22 protein-coding genes are annotated in these 21,084 nt (G+C 72.6%); 13 read left to right on the plus strand and 9 right to left on the minus strand.

What is annotated here, in order from left to right; translation table 11 throughout:
* Positions 1 to 97: 97 nt before the first annotated feature.
* Positions 98 to 1,627: an AMP-binding protein gene (locus ACQPZQ_RS06660; protein ID WP_433293079.1), complete on the plus strand. Its 1,530-nt coding sequence runs from the start codon at positions 98 to 100 to the stop codon at positions 1,625 to 1,627.
* Complete coding sequence (locus ACQPZQ_RS06665) at positions 1,624 to 2,394, plus strand: crotonase/enoyl-CoA hydratase family protein (RefSeq protein ID WP_433293081.1); 771 nt, start codon at positions 1,624 to 1,626, stop codon at positions 2,392 to 2,394. Before ACQPZQ_RS06660 ends, ACQPZQ_RS06665 begins: the two co-directional genes overlap by 4 nt.
* Positions 2,395 to 2,403: 9 nt before the next feature.
* Here the strand turns inward: ACQPZQ_RS06665 and ACQPZQ_RS06670 are convergent, their stop codons facing one another.
* Positions 2,404 to 3,585, minus strand: a complete 1,182-nt coding sequence (locus ACQPZQ_RS06670; RefSeq protein WP_433293083.1) for an acyl-CoA dehydrogenase family protein — start codon at positions 3,583 to 3,585, stop codon at positions 2,404 to 2,406.
* A gap of 133 nt (positions 3,586 to 3,718) precedes the next feature.
* Between ACQPZQ_RS06670 and ACQPZQ_RS06675 the strand changes: the two genes are divergently transcribed.
* Complete coding sequence (locus ACQPZQ_RS06675; RefSeq protein WP_433293085.1) at positions 3,719 to 4,036, plus strand: hypothetical protein; 318 nt, start codon at positions 3,719 to 3,721, stop codon at positions 4,034 to 4,036.
* 7 nt (positions 4,037 to 4,043) lie between these two features.
* On the opposite strand, the gene ACQPZQ_RS06680 is transcribed toward ACQPZQ_RS06675, so the two are convergent.
* From ACQPZQ_RS06680 to ACQPZQ_RS06695, 4 genes are all read right to left on the minus strand, one after another.
* On the minus strand, positions 4,044 to 4,577 hold the full coding sequence (locus ACQPZQ_RS06680; RefSeq protein ID WP_433293087.1) for an HD domain-containing protein: 534 nt from the start codon (positions 4,575 to 4,577) through the stop codon (positions 4,044 to 4,046).
* A gap of 29 nt (positions 4,578 to 4,606) precedes the next feature.
* Positions 4,607 to 6,280, minus strand: coding sequence for a phosphonate ABC transporter, permease protein PhnE (gene phnE / locus ACQPZQ_RS06685; RefSeq protein ID WP_433293089.1), 1,674 nt, complete (start codon positions 6,278 to 6,280; stop codon positions 4,607 to 4,609).
* 101 nt (positions 6,281 to 6,381) lie between these two features.
* On the minus strand, positions 6,382 to 7,152 hold the full coding sequence (phnC, locus tag ACQPZQ_RS06690; RefSeq protein WP_433293091.1) for a phosphonate ABC transporter ATP-binding protein: 771 nt from the start codon (positions 7,150 to 7,152) through the stop codon (positions 6,382 to 6,384).
* A gap of 53 nt (positions 7,153 to 7,205) precedes the next feature.
* A complete protein-coding gene (locus tag ACQPZQ_RS06695) occupies positions 7,206 to 8,156 on the minus strand; it encodes a phosphate/phosphite/phosphonate ABC transporter substrate-binding protein (protein ID WP_433293093.1) in 951 nt (316 codons plus the stop codon).
* A gap of 276 nt (positions 8,157 to 8,432) precedes the next feature.
* On the opposite strand from ACQPZQ_RS06695, the gene ACQPZQ_RS06700 reads away from it, so the two are divergent.
* From ACQPZQ_RS06700 to ACQPZQ_RS06735, 8 genes are all read left to right on the plus strand, one after another.
* Positions 8,433 to 9,185 (plus strand): GntR family transcriptional regulator, encoded by a 753-nt coding sequence (locus ACQPZQ_RS06700; RefSeq protein ID WP_433293095.1) that lies wholly within the window; start codon positions 8,433 to 8,435, stop codon positions 9,183 to 9,185.
* Positions 9,182 to 9,640 carry a phosphonate C-P lyase system protein PhnG gene (locus ACQPZQ_RS06705; RefSeq protein WP_433293097.1) on the plus strand — a complete coding sequence of 153 codons (459 nt, stop codon included), beginning with the start codon at positions 9,182 to 9,184 and terminating at the stop codon, positions 9,638 to 9,640. Before ACQPZQ_RS06700 ends, ACQPZQ_RS06705 begins: the two co-directional genes overlap by 4 nt.
* Positions 9,637 to 10,224, plus strand: coding sequence for a phosphonate C-P lyase system protein PhnH (gene phnH, locus ACQPZQ_RS06710; RefSeq protein ID WP_433293099.1), 588 nt, complete (start codon positions 9,637 to 9,639; stop codon positions 10,222 to 10,224). Before ACQPZQ_RS06705 ends, phnH begins: the two co-directional genes overlap by 4 nt.
* Before the next feature lie 2 nt (positions 10,225 to 10,226).
* Entirely contained in the window at positions 10,227 to 11,426 is a 1,200-nt protein-coding gene (locus tag ACQPZQ_RS06715) for a carbon-phosphorus lyase complex subunit PhnI (protein ID WP_433293101.1), read from the plus strand.
* On the plus strand, positions 11,423 to 13,246 hold the full coding sequence (locus ACQPZQ_RS06720; protein WP_433293103.1) for an alpha-D-ribose 1-methylphosphonate 5-phosphate C-P-lyase PhnJ: 1,824 nt from the start codon (positions 11,423 to 11,425) through the stop codon (positions 13,244 to 13,246). The genes ACQPZQ_RS06715 and ACQPZQ_RS06720 overlap by 4 nt, the downstream gene beginning before the upstream one ends.
* 5 nt (positions 13,247 to 13,251) lie before the next feature.
* On the plus strand, positions 13,252 to 13,995 hold the full coding sequence (locus ACQPZQ_RS06725) for an ATP-binding cassette domain-containing protein (RefSeq protein WP_433293105.1): 744 nt from the start codon (positions 13,252 to 13,254) through the stop codon (positions 13,993 to 13,995).
* Positions 13,996 to 14,138: 143 nt separating this feature from the next.
* A complete protein-coding gene (locus tag ACQPZQ_RS06730; protein WP_433293107.1) occupies positions 14,139 to 15,392 on the plus strand; it encodes an alpha-D-ribose 1-methylphosphonate 5-triphosphate diphosphatase in 1,254 nt (417 codons plus the stop codon).
* A 115-nt stretch (positions 15,393 to 15,507) separates the two neighbouring features.
* On the plus strand, positions 15,508 to 16,137 hold the full coding sequence (locus ACQPZQ_RS06735) for a TetR/AcrR family transcriptional regulator (protein ID WP_433293109.1): 630 nt from the start codon (positions 15,508 to 15,510) through the stop codon (positions 16,135 to 16,137).
* A 13-nt stretch (positions 16,138 to 16,150) separates the two neighbouring features.
* Here the strand turns inward: ACQPZQ_RS06735 and ACQPZQ_RS06740 are convergent, their stop codons facing one another.
* The gene (locus ACQPZQ_RS06740) at positions 16,151 to 17,005 is read right to left on the minus strand and encodes a metallophosphoesterase (RefSeq protein ID WP_433293111.1); all 855 of its coding nucleotides are present in this window, start codon (positions 17,003 to 17,005) and stop codon (positions 16,151 to 16,153) included.
* A gap of 229 nt (positions 17,006 to 17,234) precedes the next feature.
* Here ACQPZQ_RS06740 and ACQPZQ_RS06745 point away from each other — a divergent pair, with 229 nt between their 5' ends.
* Positions 17,235 to 18,035: a TIGR03084 family metal-binding protein gene (locus tag ACQPZQ_RS06745; protein ID WP_433293113.1), complete on the plus strand. Its 801-nt coding sequence runs from the start codon at positions 17,235 to 17,237 to the stop codon at positions 18,033 to 18,035.
* A gap of 72 nt (positions 18,036 to 18,107) precedes the next feature.
* Here ACQPZQ_RS06745 and ACQPZQ_RS06750 read toward each other — a convergent pair whose 3' ends face one another.
* The 3 genes from ACQPZQ_RS06750 to ACQPZQ_RS06760 form a co-directional block, all read right to left on the minus strand.
* The gene (locus tag ACQPZQ_RS06750) at positions 18,108 to 18,920 is read right to left on the minus strand and encodes an MOSC domain-containing protein (RefSeq protein ID WP_433293115.1); all 813 of its coding nucleotides are present in this window, start codon (positions 18,918 to 18,920) and stop codon (positions 18,108 to 18,110) included.
* An 88-nt stretch (positions 18,921 to 19,008) separates the two neighbouring features.
* On the minus strand, positions 19,009 to 19,860 hold the full coding sequence (locus ACQPZQ_RS06755; RefSeq protein ID WP_433293117.1) for an MOSC domain-containing protein: 852 nt from the start codon (positions 19,858 to 19,860) through the stop codon (positions 19,009 to 19,011).
* A gap of 10 nt (positions 19,861 to 19,870) precedes the next feature.
* Positions 19,871 to 20,503, minus strand: coding sequence for a class I SAM-dependent methyltransferase (locus ACQPZQ_RS06760; RefSeq protein ID WP_433293119.1), 633 nt, complete (start codon positions 20,501 to 20,503; stop codon positions 19,871 to 19,873).
* Positions 20,504 to 20,556: 53 nt separating this feature from the next.
* Here ACQPZQ_RS06760 and ACQPZQ_RS06765 point away from each other — a divergent pair, with 53 nt between their 5' ends.
* Positions 20,557 to 21,030, plus strand: coding sequence for a GNAT family N-acetyltransferase (locus ACQPZQ_RS06765; protein WP_433293121.1), 474 nt, complete (start codon positions 20,557 to 20,559; stop codon positions 21,028 to 21,030).
* Positions 21,031 to 21,084 lie beyond the last annotated feature (54 nt).

The raw sequence follows: 21,084 nt of genomic DNA on the forward strand, positions 1-21,084 counted from the left end.
CATTCACCCGGATGGGGCTCTGTCCCGGCCTTTCCGCGATCCCCCGCCTGCCTTGCCGGGGCAGGTAGGTTCGGGCGCGATCAGGGGGGAGATGCCCATGCTGGCAGTCGAACTGGTGCGCCGGGGTGCTGCCCGGCACGGTGGGCGTACGGCCGTGGTCGCCGGAGCCGAGTCGATGACCTTCGCCGAGGTCGACGGCGCGGCGAACCGGTTGGCCCACGTGCTCGGCGGGCTCGGGGTGGAGCGGGGTGCGCGGGTCGGGCTGCTGGTCGACAACGGGCTGTGGTCCGTACCGATCGACTTCGCGTGCCTCAAGGCCGGCGTGGCACGCGTCCCGCTCAACCCCCGGCTGGCGCCGGACGAGCAGGCCAGAATGATCGAGGCCACCGGAGTGCAACTGCTGGTGCACACCCCCGCGCTCGCGGAGCGGGCGAGCGAGCTGGTGGCGCGACTCGACGGGCTGCGGCCGGCGTGCCTGGGCCCGACCGACGTGGTGGACGCCCCCGACCTGATCACGGAGATGTCAGCCGCCTCGGGTCGCGATCCGCTGCTCCCCGCGCAGCCGGACGACCCCGTCATCGTGGTCTACACCTCGGGTACCTCGGGTGCGCTGAAGGCCGTGGTGCACACCCAGGCGAGCTGGGCCGCGATCGCGGCGAACGTCCTGGCCAACCTCGTCTCTCCCGGGCCGGACTCGGTGATGCTGCACGCGGCTTCGCTGATCCACGCGAGCGGCACCTTCGTGCTCCCGTACTGGGTCCGCGGCGCCGTCTCCGCCGTGCTGCCCGGGTTCGACCCCGCCACCTTCCTCGACGCGGTCGCCGCACACCGCGCCACCGAGATCAACCTGGTGCCGACGATGCTGGGGATGCTCGTCGCGTCGGGCGCAGCCGAACGTTCCGACGTCTCCCACCTCCGCACGGCCTTCTACGGGGCGAGCCCGATGCCCGGCCCGCTGCTGGAGCAGGTGCTCGACCTGTGGGGACCGCGGTTGGTGCAGTACTACGGCCAGACCGAGGCCCCGCTCGCGATCACCGTGCTCGACAAGGCCGACCACGCCGATCCGGGCCTGTGGGGCAGCTGCGGGCACCCGTCCGTGGACGCCGAAGTACGGGTGGCCGACGAGAACGGCACGCCGCTGGGCGTGGCCGAGGTGGGCGAGCTGCAGCTGCGCGCCCCGTTCGCGATGGCGGGTTACTACGCGGCGCCGGAGCTGACCGCAGAGACGATCACGACCGACGGGTGGGTACGCACGCGTGACCTCGCCCGGGTCGACGAGCGCGGTTACCTCACCCTGGTCGACCGCACGAGCGACATGATCATCACGGGCGGGTACAACGTCTATCCCCGTGAGGTCGAGGACGCGCTGCTCACGCACCCTGCCGTCGCCGCGGCCGCCGTCGTCGGGGCGCCGGACGAGACGTGGGTGGAGGCGGTCACCGCGTTCGTCACGCTCCGGCCGGGCGTGCAGCCGCCGGCCGCCGAGGAGCTGCGGGGTGCGGTCCGTGCCCGGCTGGCCGGGTACAAGGTCCCGAAGGAGGTACACGTGGTCGATGCGCTCCCGCTGTCGCCGGTGGGCAAGGTGTTGCGCCGCGCGCTGCGTGACCCGCTGTGGGGCCGGTCGTGACCGCGGTCCGCGTGGAGCGTGACGGACCCGTCACCACGGTGTTCCTGCATCGCCCCGAGCGCCGCAACGCCGTCGACGGAGCCACCGCCGAGCAGTTGGCCGACGCGTTCCGTGCGTTCGACGCCGATGAGGACGCCGCGGTTGCCGTGCTGCACGGTGAGGGCGGTGTCTTCTGCGCGGGCGCCGATCTGACCGCGGTCGGTACCGAGCGCGGCAACCGCGTCGACCCCCGGGGCGACGGCCCGATGGGTCCGACCCGGATGCGGTTGTCGAAACCGGTGATCGCCGCGGTGTCGGGGTACGCCGTGGCCGGTGGGCTGGAGCTGGCGCTGTGGTGCGACCTGCGGGTGGCCGACGAGAGCGCCGTGTTCGGCGTCTTCTGCCGTCGTTGGGGCGTCCCGCTGATCGACGGTGGCACGGTGCGGCTGCCGCGCCTGATCGGCACGAGCCGGGCGATGGACATGATCCTCACCGGACGCCCGGTCGACGCCGCGGAGGCGCTGGCGATCGGCCTTGCCAACCGGGTGGTACCGGTAGGGGAGGTCCTCGCCGCAGCCCACGAGCTCGCCACGCAGCTGGCGGCGTTCCCGCAGACCTGCATGCGCCGCGACCGGCTCTCCGTGCTCGATCAGGAAGGGCTCTCCGAGGCCGACGCACTGGACGCGGAGTTCGCGCACGGCCAGGTGTCGCTGGCGGCCGACGCCACCGCCGGTGCCGCGCGGTTCGCCGGTGGCGCGGGCAGGCACGGGTCGTTCACCGGCCCGTGACTCAGCCGGTCAGCTGACCGGCGCGACGGTCACGCCGAGCGCGTCGGCGCCGACCAGACGGCGGGCGGCGAGGTTGCCCATCGGCATGATCGGACCGGCCTGAACGTCGCGCCACATGCGCTCGAACGGCTGGTACCTGGTGTAGGCGGGCCCGCCCACGACGTCGACGAGCCGTTGCAGCACCTCGACCGCGTTGGTGGCGGCCACGTACTTGACCGTGGCGCACCAGGCCAGCCCACCCTGCACTCCGCGGTCGAGGAGGCGACCGTTCTCCACCTTGTCCACGTGGCTCGCCAGCATCGCCCGCGAGGTGTCGAGGAGGATCCGGCACCCGCCGATCACGTCCTGGACAACCGGGTCGTCAGCCCGCCCTGAGCGCAGGACCCGCTGGACGGTCCAGTCCAGCGCTCCCGCGGCTATCCCGGTGTAGACCGCTCCGAACGACGGCATCGCCCACGACCAGACGGTTTCGAGCACCCGCGTGTCCAGGTGGCCGACCGGCAGCGAGTGCACCATCTGCTCGTCGGGCACGAAGACGCCGTCGAGCTCGAGGTCGTCGCTGCGCGTGGCACGCATCCCCATCGCGTTCCAGGTGGGGTGCACCCGCACACCCGGCTGATCCATCGCCACCTGGCAGAGCAGCAGCCGCGGCCCGCCGTCGGCGGCCTCGTGGCGGGCGGTGGTGGAGAAGTGCGTGGCGACCGCCGTGTTCGTCGCGAAGACCTTGCGGCCGGTGAGGACGAACCCGCCGTCGACCTTCTCGGCGGCCGTGCGGGCGTCGGTCATGTCGTTGCGGATGCCCGGCTCGCCGGTCACGGCCGCCCACACCAGCGAGCCTTCCGCTGCCTGTCGCAGCAGGTGGGCCAGTCGCGGGGCTCCGGTGCGCCGCCACACGGTGCTCCACTGACCCAGCGGGGAGATGTGCATCGTGACGGCGAGCGCGGTGGCCCCGTCGCCCGTCGCGAGCCGTTCGAGAACCGCCAGCACGTCGCCGAGTCCCGCCCCGAGTCCGCCGAGCTCCTCGGGAACGGTCAGCCGCAGGAACCCGGCGTCGGCGAGGTCGGCATAGTTCTCGTGCGGGAAGCTGGCCTCCACGTCGTGGGCTGCGGCGCGCTCGGCGAAGCGCCCGGCCAGCCGGTCGGCGACGGCCACGAACTCCACACGCCGCTCGGCAGCGGGCCCTTCGCTCATCGTTCCCCCCAGGTCGGGTGTGCGGACGAGTCCCTGCCTACTGCATCGGCCGCCTCGCTGACAGGTGATGGATCTCCCCGGGTGGCAACGGTACCCGGACAAAACGGACCAGCGGGCACGTACCATGGCGATCATGACCCGTCGCCCCGCAGCGCTCGTCCTCTCCTCACTCACCGCTCTCGTCCTCATCGCCGGATGCGGGGGCGCAGGTTCGAACACCGACTGCGGTCTCGACGGCTGCACCATCACCTTCCCCCGCGACGGCGCCGCCGCCGTGTCCGTGCTGGGCATCGAGGCCAAGCTCGTCGGGGTGAACGCGGGCACGGCGGAACTGGAGGTCGCCGGCCAGCGCATCACGGCGCCGGTGGGCGGGGAGACGCAGGCCGAGGGCTTCACCGTCGGGGTCGAGCGCGTCACCGACACCGAGGTCGTGGTGCGGGTTCGGCCCTAGGACGTGGTCAGCCGCCGAGGGCGGCGTCCAGGAGTTCGTCCATCGGGAGCGGCCGGGCCTGCGGATCCTTGGCCTGGTCGTCCCACCGCCGCAGCTGCATCGCATCGGCAGCGAGGGGATGGCGCAGGAAATGCTCCACCTCCTCTTCGTCCGCGGCGCCGCCCTGCCGGGCGAGGCTCCGCACCGAGGCGGGCGACAGCAGCGCGAAGTAGTTCGGGTCGGTGGCCACGAGCGCACGCTTGGCCAGCACGTGTGACCCCACCAGCCAGCCCGCCTCGGCGCCGACCAGGTCGCTGACGTACGTCGCGCCGGCCTCCTCGTGCGGAGTCTCCGGGAACGCGGCCATCACGCGCGGCACCCTGCCGACGTCGTGCAGCAATGCGGCGGCCACCAGCGCGGGCCGGCTCCCCGCCGCGACGGCGAGGGTGCCCGCCTGGAGCGCGTGGGCGAGCTGGTCCACGTCCTCCCCGCCGTAGGGCAGCTCGGCCATCGCCAGCAGGTCGGTGCGCATGGTGTCGCGGACGGTCTCACGGAGTTTCATGGCAGACGTCGTCTCCTCGGTCAGGTTGTTCAGAACCGCCCGCGCAGCCAGAGCGCCAGCAGCTCGACGAGCATCACCGTCACGAAGATCATGATCAGAATGGTCGTGACGACACCGAACTGCAGCACCTGCGAGGCGCTGAGCAGATAGAAGCCGATCCCACCCGCACCGACGATGCCGAGCAGCGTCGCCGACCGGATGTTCGTGTCGAGCAGGTAGAGCACGTGCGCCACGAGTGCACGGGAGCCCGCGGGGAGCGTCGCGGCGAAGAAGACCTGCCACCGAGACCCCCCGGTGGCCTGCAGCGCGTGCTCCGGCCCCGCGTCCACCTCCTCCAGCGAGTCCGCCACCAGCTTGCCGAGTAAGCCCACCGCGCCGATCCCGAGGGCCACCGCGCCCGCCACTTCACCAAGGCCGGTGATCACCACGAACACGATGCCGAGGATCAGCTCCGGTATGCCGCGGATGAGCAGGATGACCAGCCGGAACGCGTTCGCGACGCCCGGTGTGGGAGCGACGTTGCGGGCCGCGAGCGCCCCGATCGGGAGGGACAGCACCACGCCGAACAGCGTCGCCGCGAGCGCGATCTGCACGGTCACGAGCAACTGCTCGAAGAGCGTTCCGAAGAGGCCGCCGGTCTGGGGCGGGAAGAACAGTCCGATGCTGTGGATCGTCTCGGGGAGCGACTCGAAGAACTCCACGGGCGAGATGCCCGAACCGATGAAGGACGCGGCGATCACCGCGAGCGTGATCGCCGCGTAGGCGGCCGAGGCGATCCGCCGGGGGGTCCATGGCGGGGTGGTCCGCCCGGAGACGAGCGCGGCCGCCGAGCGCAGGCGCGGATCACGGACGAGATCGACGTCGAGGTCGAGGCGCTCGTCGTCGGCCTTCCCGGACGCGGAGCGGCGGGTGGCGAGCCGGGTGACGCCGGCAGCGATACCTCGCGACGGCCCGGCCGCGGCGCGGCCCAGCAGGGCGGTGCGGATGGACCCGGAGATCAGCTCGACGACGACGCACAGCAGGAGCACGACCAGCGACAGTGCGATGCCGCGCTGGAAGTCGAGCACCGCCATCGACTCCGCGATCGCGAAGCCGATGCCCTGCACGCCCACGAAGCCGAGCACGACGGAGACGCGCAGGTTGATGTCGAGCCGGTGCAGCCCGACCGCGACGAACGCCGGCAGCACCGCGGGAAGCACCCCGCCTGCGATCTGCTGCAGCCGCGTGGCGCCGGTGGCGCGCAGTGCTGTGGGCGGTCCGGCGTCGACGTGCTCGATCGCGTCGGCGTACATCTTGCCGATCATCCCGATGGAGTGCAGGCCCATCGCCAGCACGCCGGTGAGCGCGCCGATGCCGAAGATCCTGACGAAGGCGATCGCCAGCACGACGTCGGGGACCGCGCGAGCGACGACGATCAGACTGCGGGCACCGAGCCGGCTCGGGTTGTTCGGCGTCGTGTTCGAGGCGGCGAGCAAGGCCAGCGGCACCGACAGGATCGTCGAGAGCAGGGTGGCGAGGATGACGATGCCGAGTGTCTGCCCGCAGAGCCGGAGGATCTCCAGCACCGGCGGGAAGTCCAGCGGCAGCGTCCGCCGGGTGAATGCCACGGCCTGGTGAGCGCCGTCGACGAAGGTTGCGACGTTGATCCGCAGTTCGGCCACCGACCACAGCGAGGCGGCCAGGAGCACGAGCAGCACGAGCACGGCCGAGACCGTCCCGGCCGAAGGGCGCGTCGTGAGGCGCCCCGGTGCCGGCGGACGAGCAGCCGGCACCGGGGTCTCCCGCAGTGGGGAGGGGACCGACATCAGCGTGCGGTCGTCAGCAGAGCACTCGCGGCAGCACCGACGCGCGAGTACACCGCCATCACCTGCTCACGGTCGAGCCCGGCGGTGGGCAGGTCGAGCACCGTGCGCCCGCCGCGCAGCCCGACGATCCGGTCGCCCCAGCCGAGCGCCAGATCCACCTGATGGAGGCTGCACAGCACCGTGAGCGAGTTCTCCCGGCTGATCGTCTTCAGCAGGGCCATGACCTGTTCGGACGACTCGGGGTCCAGGGAGGCCACCGGCTCGTCGGCCAGCAACACCTCGGGTCGCTGCATCAGCGCGCGAGCCACCGCGACCCGCTGCTGCTGCCCGCCGGACAGGGTGTCCGCCCGCTGGAACGCCCGGTCGGCGAGTCCCACCCGGTCGAGGTGCTCCAGTCCTTCCCGGCGCACCGCCTTCGGGTACGTCGGCAGGCCGAGGCGGGGACCACGGAGCCGGCCGAGTGCGCCGGTGCACACGTTCTCCAGCACCGTCCGGCTCCCCACCAGCTCGAACTGCTGGAAGACGAAGCCGATCCGGCGCCGCAGCGTCCGCAGGGCGCTCCCGCGCACCGAGCCCACGTCGACGCCGAGTACCTGGACCCTGCCTGCCGTCGGCAGGTGCAGGCCGTCGATGTGCCGCAGCAGGGTGGACTTCCCCGAGCCGGACAGGCCGACCAGAGCGACCACCTCGCCCGCGTGCACGGTCAGGCTGATGTCATCGAGGCCGAGCACCTGCGGGCCGAAGCGCTTCGTGACGCCGGCGAACTCCACGACCGGCGCTCCGCCGGCATGTCGCGCCGTGCCGTTGATTCTTCTGTCGCCGCTCATGCCTGCGTGCAGCTCTTGTTCTTGGTGACGTCGCACACCTGGCGGATCGTGTTGTAGAACGCGTCGTCCACCGGGGCGTAGCCCCATCCACCGCCGTCGCCGATCGTGCAGGCCCCCTTGCAGAAGCCGTTGGCCGTCAGGTAGTCGACGTTGGCCTTGTTCTGAAAGGCATCGGTGAGCGTCTGCTGCAGCTGGGGGGAGAGCGAGGTGCTGATCGCGACCGGCGAGCCGGGGATCTCCTCGGACTTGAGCAGCGTGGTGATCTCTCCCGGCTTCAGCTGGCCGGACTGGATGAGTGTCGTGTCGACCATCGAGTCCTCGGCGAACCCGGCGTCACAACGGCCGGAGGCCACCTCGAGCACGGAGGCGTCGTGGCCGCCCGCGAAGATCGGGTGCACACCGGTCTGCGGGTTGATCCCGTTCTCGAGGAGCTCGGCGGTCGGATAGAGGTATCCGGAGGTCGAGTCCGGGTCGACGAAGCAGATGTTCTTACCCGCGTAGTCCTTGATCGACTTGATCGGGGAGCCCGTTTTCGTGATGGCGTAGGACTTGTAGCCGGGTGCGGCGCCCTTTGCGGTGATCTGCGCGCCGACGGCCTTGATCTGGGCGCCCTGCTTCTTGGCGATCGTGTAGGAGAGCGGACCGTACTGGGCGATCTGGACCTGCCCGGAGAGCTGCGCCTCGATCACCGCGGCGTAGTTCGTCGCCTGGCGGAACTCGACCTTCTTGCCCGTCACCTTGGCGAGCATGTCGAGCACGGGCTGGAAGTTCTGCTGGAGGGTCGTCGTCTGCTCGCTCGGCACCGCGGCGAACACCAGGGTGTCCGGGTCAGCGCCCCCGCCTCCACCCTGGCCGGCGGTGGAGGCGCTCTCGCCACACGCGGCGAGAGCGGCGAACAGCACAGCTGCGGCCACGGCGGGGAGCACGCGGCGGAGAGTGCGTTTCATCTGAGGTGGTGTCTCCCTGTCAGTAGGAAGCGTCGGACCATCCGGCCGTCCGACATCAGCGCCGAGGGTCCGAGCCGGCGATGCTGGGGTGCGGTCCCCCGGGTTGCGGGTGGCTGAACGCAGGGCAACGGTTCCCCTCCGATGCCCGGTCAAGTCGGCGTTGATCCCAATTGCCCGCCTCGGCCACGACAAGCGCTCATGGGGTTCACCGGCGGACCGCCTGGCGTTCGCGTTCGTGGAGTTGTCCGGACAAGTCCGAGGGGCAGCGTTGCGCCCATGGACGCGGCCACCACCGTCACCACCCGGGGCAGGCGGTACCTGGACATCGCCGAGCAGCTGGCGAGCGAGCTTGCCGGGCTACCACCGGGGGCGCGGGTCGCCGGGGAGCACGACATCACCCTGAGGTTCGGCGTCGGGCGGGCGGCGGCCCGGGCGGCCCTCCAGGAGCTGGAGCGCCGCCTGCTGGTGCGCCGGATCCAGGGCGCAGGCACCTTCGTCAACCGGCGCATCGACTACGTCATCTCCCACGACCGGCGACCGTCCTGGCACGAAACGGTGTCCGCGGCGGGCGCCCGGCCCCGCACCGTGGTCCGCGGGGTCGACGTGGTGGCGCTGCCGCCGGAGCCTGCCGAGCTGCTCGACCTGCCGCCGGGCACGCCGGCGCACCGGCTGCGCCGCCAGTCCTACATCGACGACCTGCTCGCTGCCGCGACGCACGAATGGATCCCCGTCGCGATCGTGCCCGAGCTGGGCGCGGCGCTGCACGCCGCGGAGTCCGTCGACCTCGTGCTGCGCCAGGTCGGACGGGTCTGTCCGGTCCGCTCGTGGAGCCGGGTGAGTCTCGACGTGCCGCCGCCGGACGTGGTCGCGGGCCTGCAGATGGAGTCGGCGGCACCGGTCTGGCTGGTCGAGAGCCTCAGCCGGGACGGCGATGCGGGGAGCCCGGTGATGTGCAGCAGTTCATGGATGCGCGCGGATGCGCTCCGCGTGGTGGTGGAGCTCGGGGAAGGACGAAGAGGAGCGGAATGACCACATCGGAGCGAACGACCGGGCGTCGAGCGGGCCGACGGGAGGAACGTGCGGGGCTGCTGGCGCTGGCCGGGACCGCCGAGCTCGTGGCGCTGGCCGACGGCTGCCTCGCCGACGGTGCCCAGCTGACGGTGCTCGTCCCACCCGAGGTCGGCTGCGTGGCGACCGAGGTAATGGAGCCGGTGGGCCACGAGCGGTTCCTGCTCGGCGACGTGCTCGCCTGCCGTGCGGAGGTCGAGCTGGCCGGCACAAGGGGATGGGCGATGCGTCTCGGCGACGACCGGGTGGCGGTCCTCGCCGCGGCCGTGTGCGACGCGGAGGCGGAGGCCGACAGGCCGATGGCGGGCGAGGTGGCCGCGCTGTGCCGCCGTGTCGCTGCACGTCAGGCCGCTGCCGAGGCCGCGGAATGGGCCGTGCTCGCCCCCACCGTGGTCGCATTCGAGGAGCTCGCATGACCAGCATCGAGGCGGCACCCGCCCTGGTCCGGCCCGGGAATCGGGACGCTCAACGCGTCTTCCGCGCGGTGCTCGACGCCCTGGCCCGGCCGGGGACGACGACGCACCTGCCTGCGCCTGCCGGGGTGCCGGCGGCGCTGGTACCGCTCCTCGCCCTCGCCGACCTCGACACACCCGTGTGCGTGCTCGACGCCACGAGCGCCGACAGCGCGCAGTGGCTGCGGGCCGTCATGACCGCCACGTCGGCGCCCGGTGCCGTCCTCGGGGAGGCGCGGCTGGTGGCGGCGCTGCGGCCGATCACCGCGGACGAGCTGCGGGCCGTCCGGGTGGGAACTCCGGCCGACCCGGAAGAGGCCGCGCTGGTCGCGCTCGCCGTGCCCGCACTGACCGGGGGACCGGTCGTGCGGCTGGAGGGCCCCGGGGTGGCGCCCGGTGCCGTGATCGCCCCCGCCGGGCTTCCGGTGGGCTGGCTCGACGTCCGCGCCGCGGTGGCCTACCCCGCGGGCGCCGACCTGCTGCTCGTGGACTCCGACGGCGCTTGCGTCGGCCTGCCGCGCAGCACGCGTACGAACGAAGGGAGCTGACCATGGGGTACTCAGGAGCCCGCGGCGGCCTGGAGGCCATTCTGGCCGCGGAGGACCTGGTGCGCCGCTCGCGCGACCACGCGCCTGCGCCGTGGGCCGAGACCGGCCAGATCACAGCGCGGTTCCGGCTGGCCGTGGACCGTGTGATGGGGGAGGCCGGGCTCTACGACGAGCAGACCGCCGCCCACGCGTTCCGTCAGGCCGAGGGCGACACACTGGAGGCTGCGCACCTCGTGCGCGCCCATCGCTCGGCGCTGCCCAGGCTGGCACGCAGCGAGCCGGTGAACCCCGACGAGATGGTGGTGCTGCGCCGGATCGTCCCGGCCCACCGCACGCCCGAGGGGCCGCAGCTGCTCGGTCGCACGTCGGACTACACGGGGCGGTTGCTCGAGCGTCTCGACGGGCCGCCCGCGGCCACGAACGGGAACGGCAACGGGGCGACTCACGGGCTCGAAACGGGCGACTCGCAGAACGGCAACGGGCGACTCGCGGACGCCAACGGGACGACTCGCGGGCTGGGAACGGGCGACTCGCAGCGGCCGGACGAGCGCAGGCCGCGGCGGTTCTCGGAGCTGCTGCGTGAGATGGACCTGCTCGTCGACCACCGGCCTGCCGACCCCACGGCTCCCCGCCCCGAGCCATTCGACGTGACCCGCCGCCCGGCTCGCCCGCCGGCACCGCGCTCGGCGGTGCTCGCCAGCATGGCCCGCGCGGAGACCGGCGCGCTCGTCGGGTTGTGGTACCGCTCGATCCTCGGCCCGGACGGGAACGTCCACGAGGTCACGCTCGGCGAGGTCCGCCACGGCAGGCTGCCGCTGCGGGTGAAGCACCCGCACACCGGCGCGCCGGTGACCGTCGGGCACTTCCGGGCCACCGAGACCGAGGCGATCGAGGATCTCGACGGGGCCGACGAGGACCGCGGCCGTTTCGACCTCGGGTACGGCCTGTGCTTCGGGCACAACGAGCGCAAGGCCATCGCCATGGCGAACCTCGACATCGCGTGCCGCCGCTTCGGCCGCGACACCCCGCTGGAGCAGCTGCTGCTGCTCACCGTCGACGGGCTCGACTCCGGCGGTTTCCTCGAGCACCTCAAGCTGCCGCACTACGTGACCTTCCGCTCGATGGTCGACCGGAAGCTCGCCGTGCGCGGGACCGGGGAGCGGCCGCGCGCGGCGGACCCGATCGGGAAGGACTGCGAATGACCGCCGTCGTGGACCTGCTCGCCGAGATCGACTCGGGCGAGGAGGGGCAGGGGCTGCTCGACGAGGGCGCGCGGCGGGAGATCCGCCGGGCCGCGCTGACCGCGGTGTGCGTGCCGGGCCACCAGGTGCCCTTCGGCTCGCGGGAGATGCCGGTGGCACGCGGGTGGGGGTCGGGCGGGCTGCAGGTCACCCTGGCCGTGATCGGCGCCGACGACACCGTCAAGGTGATCGACCAGGGCGACGACGCCGGCGTCAATGCCACCAACCTCCGCCGGATGATCGCCGCCACCGAGGGCTGCGAGGAGACGACGGACAGCCGGGAGGCGACCATCGTGCAGTCCCGGCACCGCATCCCCGAGCAACCGCTGACCGACGAGCACGTGCTCGTGCTGCAGGTGCCGGTGCCCGAACCGCTGCGTGGAGTGGAACGCTCCACCGCCGAGTGCGACCGGATGCACGCCGAGGGCGACTACGCCTCGATCTGGGTGAGCCTGTACGAGGACCTGGTGCGCAACGGCGTGATCACCAAGTCCACCGGCTACCCGGTGCTCGTCGGCGGGCGCTATGTCATGGCGACCACGCCGATCCCGCGCTGGGACGTCCCGCGGCTGCACCAGGCTCCGCACCTGAGCCTGTTCGGCGCGGGCCGGGAGAAGCGGATCTACGCGGTGCCGCCGGGCACGGACGTGGAGCCGCTGACGTTCGACGACGTGCCGTTCGAGGTGGAGGGCGGCCCGCAGCAGCGGTGCGCGCTCTGCGGCTCGGCCGACACGTTCCTCGTCGAGGGCGGTGGCGGTCGCACGATCTGCAGCGACACGGAGTGGTGCACCCGGGTGGCCGCGGGCGACGCCGACCTCGCCGCGCACGCCGCGGTGGCGCCGCTGCGCATGCTGCCCGATCCCTCGCGACGGGTCCGGTCGGGCCCGGTCGCGCCGGTCGGCCCGGCACCCGCGACGACCACCCCGCGACTCGCGGCCGCGGGCGAGGAGTGGACGCTGCGAGTGGCGGGTCTGGGCAAGGTGCACGGCCCGGGCGGCGCCGCGGCCATCGCGGGCACGGGCCCGGAGCACGGCACCGCGGTCAGCCCCGACACCGGGGCGATCGTCGCCGCCTGGGACGTCGGGTTCGACGTGGCTCCCGGCGAGGCGGTCGGCCTGATCGGCGAGTCCGGCTCCGGCAAGTCGACGGTGCTGCGCTGTGTCATCGGGGAGGAGGAGGCCACCACGGGAAGCGTCCGGCTGGCCGCCCTCGACGGCGGCGCCACCGAGCTCCTGGCGTTGGACGCGGCGGCGCGGCGCAGGCTGCGTATCGACGTGCTCGGCTACGTGCAGCAGGACCCGTCGGCCGGGCTCGCGCTCAGCGTCTCGGCGGGCGGCAACATCGCCGAGCGCCTGACGGCCGCGGGGTGGCGCAGCTACCACGCGATCCGCCGGCGCGCGGCGGAGTTGCTCGACCGGGTCGAGGTTCCGCTCTCCCGCATGGACGACCCGGTGCGCACGTTCTCCGGCGGCATGCGCCAGCGCGTCCAGATCGCGAAGGCGCTCGCGACCGACCCTGCCGTGCTGCTTCTCGACGAGCCGACCACCGGGCTCGACGCCTCCGTCGCCGCCGGTGTGCTGGACCTGCTGCGCGGGCTGCTCGCCGAGCGGGACGTCGCCGCTGTGGTGGTGAGCCACGACTTCGCGGTGATCGAGGCGCTCACCGACAGGGCGGTGGTGATGCAGCTCGGCCGGGTGGTCGAGCATGGGCTCACCGACCAGCTCTTCTCCGACCCCCACCACCCCTACACCCAGCGGCTCGTGGCCGCGGCACGGAGGTGACCGCCGTGAGTACGGACGGCCCGGAGCAGGAACCGGTCCTGCGAGTCCGGGGACTGTGCAAGACCTTCACCCTGCACACCGTCGACGGGCGCACCGTGGTCTCCCTCGACGGCGTGGATCTGGACGTGGCCGCCGGTGAGCACGTGGCGCTCGCCGGCCCGAGCGGTGCGGGGAAGTCGAGCGTGCTGCGCTGCGTGTATCGCAGCTACCTCCCCGACGCCGGGAGCGTGCGCCTCGGCGGCATCGAGCTGACGACACTCCCGGACCGCGCCATGGCCCGGCTGCGCGGCCGCGAGCTCGGCTACGTCGCCCAGTTCCTGACCGCGCCTCCGCGGACCGGCCCGCTGCAGGTCGTGGCGGCTGCCGCACGCAGGCGAGGCCTCGACCGTGCGGAGGCGCTCGATGCGGCGGCCGTTGCGCTGCGCGCCCTCGGGATCGAGGAGGCGCTGTGGGACGTCGACTGTGGGGTGCTGTCCGGCGGTGAGCGGCAGCGGATCAACCTGGCGGCAGGCACCGTGCGGCCGCCTCGGTTGCTGTTGCTGGACGAGCCGGTGTCGGCGCTGGACCCGGCGAACCGGGAACGCGCGCTCGACCTCGTCGCGTCCCTGACGGCACACGGCGTCGCGGTGCTGGCGGTCTTCCACGATGCCGACGCGATGCGCAGGCTGGCCGACCGCGTCGTCGAACTGGGGTCGGGACGGGTGCAGCGCTACGGCGCGCCCACGGAGCTGCTGGGGAGTGCTGCATGAGTGAGCTTGCGAACGAATCATCGGTGCAGAGTGAGCTTGCGAACGAATCATCGGTGCAGAGTGAGCTTGCGAACGAATCATCGGTGCAGAGTGAGCTTGCGAACGAATCATCGGTGCAGAGTGAGCTTGCGAACGAATCATCGGTGCAGAGTGAGCTTGCGAACGAATCGGTGCTGAGTTCGGTGCTCACCGAGCAGGCGAGTGGCACGTCGGCGCGCTGGACGCTGGGGTTACCGCCGGCCGACTACGTGCTGGGCCACGTCAGGGCGGTGCTGCCCGACCGGGTCGTCGACGATGCGTGGATCGCCGTCCGCGACGGGCGGATCGCCGAGGTGGCGCCGCAGCCGGCCGGGTCGGAAGCCGATGTGGACGGTGCCGGGCTGCTGTGCGTGCCGGGCGTGGTGGACGTGCACTCCGACGGCCTGGAGCGGGAGATCCTGCCCCGACCGTCGGCGCGCCTACCGTGGGAGTTCGCGATCCTGTCCTTCGAGGGCAAGCTGCGCGCCGCGGGTGTCACCACGGTCTTCCACGGGGCGTCCTTCGAGGAGGGCACCTCTCCCTCCACGCAGCGCTCGATCGCCCGCACACTGGAGCTGATCGTCACGGTCACGGCGCGCGGGACGGCGCCCGTCGACCACCGCCTGCTCCACCGGCTCGACGTCCGCTCCCCGGAGGGCATTGCCGCGCTGCGGGAGCGGTTCGACACGTTGCCGGATCCGGACGGCATGCCCCTGCTGGTCTCCCACGAGGACCACACCCCGGGGCAGGGTCAGTACGCCGACCGCCGCCACTACGAGCGGTACGTGGCGGGCACCCGGGGCCTGAGCGACGGCGAGGCCAAGGACCACGTCGACCAGCTGATCGTCGAGCGCGAGGGCCGGCTCACGGTTCGCGAGGAGGCCCTCGACTGGCTGGGCCGGCTGGCCCGGTCCGGGGCGATCCGGCTGCTCGGCCACGACCCCGCAAGCGCGGTCGAGATCGACGAGCTCGTGGCCAGGGGCGGCTCGGTCGCCGAGTTCCCGACCACCCTGGAGGCGGCCGAGGCGGCACGCGAGCGGGGACTGCCGGTGATCGCCGGAGCCCCCAACGTCCTGCGTGGCGGGTCGCACGCAGGCAACGTCTCCGGCAGCGACCTCGCGAGCCGCGGGCTGCTGACCGCGCTGGCGTCGGACTACCTCCCGTCGGGGCTCACCGCCGCCGCGTTCCTGCTCGCAACACGCGGTGTGATGTCTTTGCCTGCGGCGATCGCGCTGATCACGGGGGGTGCGGCGGAGGCCGCGGGGCTCACCGACCGCGGCAGGCTCGACGCCGGGCTGCGCGCCGACCTCGTCCTGCTGCAGGCGGGTGACCCCTGGCCCGTGGTCCGGTCGGTGCTGCGCGCGGAGGAGACCTTCTGACGAAGGTCCGCTGACCGCGCCCACCCGATGGCCGCCGTGCACACGTCAGGACGTGTGCACGGTGGCGCCGTGGTGTGCCCGGTGGCACAGGGTTCGGGCGAAATAGGATCCGCGGGTGCCCTCGATCACGCGCCCCCGGCCCCAGGGCCCCGACCGCCGTGCGGCGGCGGTCGCCCAGGTGCTGGCCGCGACCGAGCGACTGCTCGTGGGGGGCGTGCCGTTCACCGAGCTGGGGGTGCAGCGCATCGCCGCCGAGGCGGGGATCGCGCGCTCCACGTTCTATCTGCACTTCCGGGACAAGACCGAGCTGCTGGTCCGGCTCGCCGGTTCGCTGAAGGACGAGCTGTTCGACCTCGGCGAGGACTGGCGTCCGACCGGTCCGGGCGGCGGACCCGACGGGCTCACCGCGCTGTACGAACGCATGATCCGCTACTACCGCGATCACGGGGCGGTGCTGGCGGCGATCACCGAGACGGCCGGTTACGACCCGGAGGTCCGCGAGTACTGGACCGAGGAGATCGGCCGGTTCGCCGAGCGCGCGGTGGTGCGCCTGACGGAGGAGCAGAAGGCAGGACGCCTCGCCCCTGACGTCGACCCGGCCCTCGCGGGCTGGACGCTGGCCGTCGGCGGCGCCGCGGTCATCGCCCGCCACGTCGCCGTCGGCGACCCTGCCCGCGACACGCTGATCGCCCGCGAGCTCGCCGTCTCGCAGTGGCACGGGGTGTACAGGCGCCCGGCGGGCTGATCGCCGCTCCCGGTCAGGCCACGCCGAACTCGGCGATCCGCTGCGTCACCTGCACTGCGGACAGAGCGGTCCCGTGCTCCGCGCCCACGGGCACGGCCGCGGTCACCACGGCGTCGGCGAACAGGTCGATCCGGCTCACGGACGGAGCGTTGAGCGTGCGCTCCCCGCCCGCCGGGACGAGGGCGTCGCTGATGTAGGAGGTGGCTCCGCCGATCCACACCGGGATCCCGGCCACTGCGCCTGCGCTCACCACATGGGTGTGCCCGGCGAGTACGACGCGCACGTCGGTTCCGGCGAGGATCGCGGCGAACGTCGACCGGTCGCGCAGTTGGATGTCCGCGGAGAGCCGGGAGGACGTCGGCAGCGGCGGATGGTGCAGCGCGAGGACCGTGCCGGCAGGTGCCGGCTCGGCCAGTTCGGCCTCCAGCCAGGCGAGCTGGGCCGGGGAGAGCTCGCCGTGGACGTGTCCGGGCACGGTGCTGTCGAGCACGACGATCCGCAGGCCGCCGACCCACGTGACGTGGTCGAGCGGGGCGGTGTCCCCCGGTTCGCCGCGCAGGCGCACTCCCAGGAGGTGCCGCCGCAGTGCGGCGCGGTCGTCGTGGTTCCCCATGGCGAAGAGCGCGGGAGCACCGAGACGCCTGGCGACCGGTTGGACGATCTCGCGAAGCCGCTCGTACGCACCGGGCTCGCCCGCGTCGGCCAGGTCGCCGGTGAACAGCAGTGCGGCGGGCCGCACCCCTGACTCCTCCACCGAGGCGAGCGCGCGTGCCAGTGCGTCGGCCGTGTCGACGCCATGGCGCAGCTCCCCGGGCTCGGCGACGAGATGGAGGTCGGTGAGCTGGATCAGGGTGTGCTCGGGGGTCACGACCGGAGATCCTCGGTCGGCGTGGCGAGCGCGGGCAAGCGATTCCGGGTGAACTCACGGCATCCTCCGCGTGGCCCGCCTGCAGGTGCGGTCGAGGCGATGAAGATGGAGCATCCGGTGAAGTCCCGGCCGAGAGTGTCGTCGGTGAGGGGTTCGCGGGTGTGGGGCAGACCGTAGACGCCGGCGCACCGCTCGCGGTTATCGTCGAGAAGGTGGAGGAACGTTGACGATGGCCGTGTCGATGACGGCGCTGCTGGATGACCTGCAGGCCGAGACCGACGCGGTGGGCGCGCTGGTGGCCCGTCTCGACGACGACTCGATCAGCACCCCCACCCCGTCCCTGGGCTGGGACATCCGCGACCAGCTCACCCACCTCGCCTTCTTCGACGAGCTGGCCCGGCAGGCTGCGGTGGATCCCACCGAGTTCCGGCGCGTCGCGGAGGCGGAGGCCGGGACCGACCATCCCGACCGGGTGGCGGCCGAGCACGCCCACATGGGCGCCGCCGAGGTGCGGTCCTGGTTCTTGCAGGCCCGGCAGGAGTTCATCGACACGTTCCGGACGCTCGACCCCTCGGCCCGGCTGCCCTGGTACGGCCCGGACATGAGCGCGGCGACATCGGTCACGGCGCGGCTCCTCGAGACCTGGGCCCACGGCCAGGACATCGCCGACGCGCTCGGCGTCCGCCGGGAGCCCACCGACCGGCTGCGGCACGTGGCCCACCTGGGCGTGCGCACCGCCGGTTTCAGCTTCGCGCTCCACGGCCGCGCCGCCCCGTCCGCCCCCGTGCGGGTGGAGCTCGTCGGGCCGTCCGGGGACGTCTGGACCTGGGGCGACGCCGACGCGGCCGACCGCGTGAGCGGCGACGCGCTGGACTTCTGCCTCGTCGTGACTCAGCGCCGCAACGTCGCCGACACGGACCTGGAGGTCGTCGGCCCCGTAGCCACCGAGTGGATCTCGATCGCCCAGGCCTTCGCGGGAGAACCAGGCCCCGGCCGAGCGCCGGGAGCCTTCCCGCGGAGCAAACGTTGACCGCACACACCGTGTGGCCACGGTGCACACCGCCGGACATCTGTGCGGTACCTCGCTGATGTGTGCCGTGGCCTAGGCCCAGCGGTCTACCTCTACCTCGTCGCCTACCGATAGGTCGCCTGCCTGTAGAACGGCCAGCTTCGTCCCGAAGGTCACCCCGCCCTCCGGCGCGCGCCGGTAGGAGGCGAGCGTGCGCAGCGGTTCGGGACCGCCCGGGATGCCCGTCTCCTGGTCGACCATCGTGACGGAGCAGCGGATGGCGAGCTTCGCGTAGCCGAACCGCGCGCTCCCGATCGTGACGCGGCGCAGCCCGTCCTCGATGTGCGGCTCACCCCACCCGTCGACGACGATGTTGGGCCGGAACCGGTCCAACGGCAGCGCCTCACCGCCCTGCTCGACGAGCCGCGAGTGCAGCAGGTCGAGCGACGAGATGCTGACGAGGAGCACGGCGCAGTCCGCGAAGCCCGCCCTTCCGGGCGTCTCGCCACCGGTCGTGCGGACGTGATCAGGCGGCACCCGGACGAGCCTGCTCCGGGAGCCGAGCACCTCGGTCAGCCACTCGGCCGCAAGCTCGCCCTGATCGATCCCCGTGTAGCGAAGGCCGTAGAGGCCGACGTCCGTGCGATCGCCCTCGCGGTGGACCTCGATGGGCAGCGCGGGTAGGCCCGGTGCGTGCAGCGTGAGCACCTCGCCCTTGTCGCAGATCTCCGGCCGGATCACTGCTAGGAGAGGGGCGCTCTGCTGGTTCCGAAAGACATGGTCGTCGTCGACGACCATGAACGAGCGATCGTGGGCGAGCCCGGCGGCGGTCACGGCGGCGTTGCTGAGCACGGTGCCGGCGCAGCCCTTGATCGGGTAATGCATCAAGGATACGACCTTGGCCACGTGATCGACGCTACCAGCGGGCAGCGGAGTGGCCTCGTCACAAGCCTGCCGAGATGGAGCTGGGAGACGGGCGGCGGCTCGGCCGTCGTCATCGGCGGCGGGAGGTCGGCATGGAGCCGGCCGCGGCGGCCCAGCGCTCCACCTGCACCTCGTCGCCCACGGCCAGCTCGCCCGCGCGGAGCACGGCGAACTTCGCGCCGAAGGTCACTCCGCCAGCGGCAGAGCGGCGGTAGGTGGCGAGCGTGCGGAGCGGCTCCGGACCCGCCCGGGCACCTGTCTCCTGGTCGACCAGGGTGACGGCACAGCGGATGGCGAGCTTCGTGTAGCCGAGCAGCACGTTCCCGATCGTGACTCTTCGGACGCTGTCCTCGACGTGCGGCTCGTCCCACCCGTCGACGACGATGTTGGGGCGGAACCTGTTCATCGGCAGCGGCTCGCCACCCTGCTCGACGAGCCGCGCATGCAGCAGGTCGAGCGACGTCCGGCCGATGAGGAGCACGGCCGCGCTGTCGGCGTAGCCCGCCGTGCCCGGCGTCTCGCCGTCGGTCGCGCGGTCGTGCTCCGGCGGCACCCGGACGAGGCGGCTCGGCGCGTCCAGCACCTCGGTCAGCCATCGGGCAACCGGCTCGCCCTGGTCGATCCCGGTGTAGCTGTTGCCGAAGAGGTCGACGCCGCGGCGGGCGCCGTCGCGATCCACCTTCACGGACAGCTCGGCCATGCCCGGCGCGTGCAGCGTCAGCACGTCGCCGTCGTCGCGGACCTCCGGACGGATCACCGCGAGCCGGGGATCCCGCCGCTGCGTCCGGAAGACGTAGTCGTGGTCGACGACCATGAACGACCGGTCGTGGGCGAGCCCGGCAGCGGTCACGACCGACCCGGACACCGGCGTGCCGGCGCATCCCTTGATCGGATAGTGCAGCAACGACACCACCCTGGCCACTCGATCCACGCTACAGCGGTGCCTGCGCCAGGACGATGAACACGCGACGCGGGCGTTCCGAGGCCGGGAGAAGGATCTCGGCGTGCGCTCCAGTGAACCCGGCTGCGTGGGCGATTCCGACGGCATCCGCCGCGTCCTTCGGAACGGACAGGTGGCTCTCGACCATGCGACGGAACTCGGGCGACGGATGGAAGTCCTCGGCCATCGGCACGCTGAACGCCACCTGTCCACCCGGACGCAGCACACGCAGCCACTCGTGCAGCGCATCGCGGCCGAGGAGATGCAGCGCCGATGCGCAGAGCACCACGTCGGCGGAGCCCGTGACGAGGTCGAGCGGCATCGCGGGCGCGTGGCGCCACTCGATCCGGCCGTCGGGGTCCTCGTGTGGTGCCTTCGCGCGTGCCCGGTCGAGCATGCCTTGCGAGATGTCGACGCCCACCACTCGCTGCGCCGCGAGCCGGCGGAGCGCGGCGAACGCGGCGAAACCGGTGCCGGTGGCGACGTCGACGACCAGTGCTGGTGGGGAGGTCGGCTGCAGCCCGCGGACCAGCTCTTCGGCGATCCCGACGTGGTGCAGGTCCTCGTCGTAGGTGCCGGCGGCGGCGTCGAAGGCGGCGGCGGAGGTGGTGGCGATATCGGACACCGGCTGGATCCTAGGAAGCGTCGTGATCATCCGCGCGTCGATATCCTGCGCCGATGTCGTCCGTACGGATCGAGTCCGTGGCCATCGACGAGCCCGCAGTGCGCGAGCTGATCGGGGAGCTGGACGCCGAGTTGCACGACCTGTACCCGGAGGCGGGCGCGGTCCACGACCGGCTCGACGCGGCCGAGGTGAGCGCCGGCCGCGGGGTGCTGCTCGCCGCCGTCGACGAGACGACGGGCGACCTGCTCGGCTGCGGAGCCGTGCGGCTGCGTGAACCGGGGGTCGCCGAGATCAAGCGGATGTACGTCCGGCCGCAGGCTCGCGGTCGTGGGATCGGCAGAGCGCTCCTGGGCGCGCTGGAGGCCGAGGCCGAGGCACTCTTCGCCGACCGCGTGGTGCTCGAGACCGGAGCTCGCCAGCTCGAGGCCGTCGAGCTCTACCGCCGTGCCGGGTACGTCGAGGTCGAGCGCTTCGGGGAGTACGCCGACTCGCCGCTGAGCCTGTGCATGTCCCGCACGCTCAACTAGCCGCGCCCTTCTCAGCCGCCCGGTCGCGCTCCGGCCTGTCGGTGGCTCGTGCTC

Source organism: Pseudonocardia sp. CA-142604, assembly GCF_050948475.1.
In the GTDB taxonomy this organism is placed as follows: Bacteria; Actinomycetota; Actinomycetes; order Mycobacteriales; family Pseudonocardiaceae; genus Pseudonocardia; species Pseudonocardia alaniniphila.

Excerpts from the sequence above, each read along its gene's own strand:
- ACQPZQ_RS06705 (WP_433293097.1), top strand. The coding sequence starts at position 9,182 with ATGACCACATCGGAGCGAACGACCGGGCGTCGAGCGGGCCGACGGGAG.
- ACQPZQ_RS06680 (WP_433293087.1), bottom strand. The coding sequence starts at position 4,577 with ATGAAACTCCGTGAGACCGTCCGCGACACCATGCGCACCGACCTGCTG.
- ACQPZQ_RS06700 (WP_433293095.1), top strand. The coding sequence starts at position 8,433 with ATGGACGCGGCCACCACCGTCACCACCCGGGGCAGGCGGTACCTGGAC.
- ACQPZQ_RS06670 (WP_433293083.1), bottom strand. The coding sequence starts at position 3,585 with ATGAGCGAAGGGCCCGCTGCCGAGCGGCGTGTGGAGTTCGTGGCCGTC.
- ACQPZQ_RS06660 (WP_433293079.1), top strand. The coding sequence starts at position 98 with ATGCTGGCAGTCGAACTGGTGCGCCGGGGTGCTGCCCGGCACGGTGGG.
- ACQPZQ_RS06720 (WP_433293103.1), top strand. The coding sequence starts at position 11,423 with ATGACCGCCGTCGTGGACCTGCTCGCCGAGATCGACTCGGGCGAGGAG.
- ACQPZQ_RS06695 (WP_433293093.1), bottom strand. The coding sequence starts at position 8,156 with ATGAAACGCACTCTCCGCCGCGTGCTCCCCGCCGTGGCCGCAGCTGTG.
- ACQPZQ_RS06675 (WP_433293085.1), top strand. The coding sequence starts at position 3,719 with ATGACCCGTCGCCCCGCAGCGCTCGTCCTCTCCTCACTCACCGCTCTC.
- ACQPZQ_RS06745 (WP_433293113.1), top strand. The coding sequence starts at position 17,235 with ATGGCCGTGTCGATGACGGCGCTGCTGGATGACCTGCAGGCCGAGACC.
- ACQPZQ_RS06765 (WP_433293121.1), top strand. The coding sequence starts at position 20,557 with ATGTCGTCCGTACGGATCGAGTCCGTGGCCATCGACGAGCCCGCAGTG.
- phnH (WP_433293099.1), top strand. The coding sequence starts at position 9,637 with ATGACCAGCATCGAGGCGGCACCCGCCCTGGTCCGGCCCGGGAATCGG.
- ACQPZQ_RS06715 (WP_433293101.1), top strand. The coding sequence starts at position 10,227 with ATGGGGTACTCAGGAGCCCGCGGCGGCCTGGAGGCCATTCTGGCCGCG.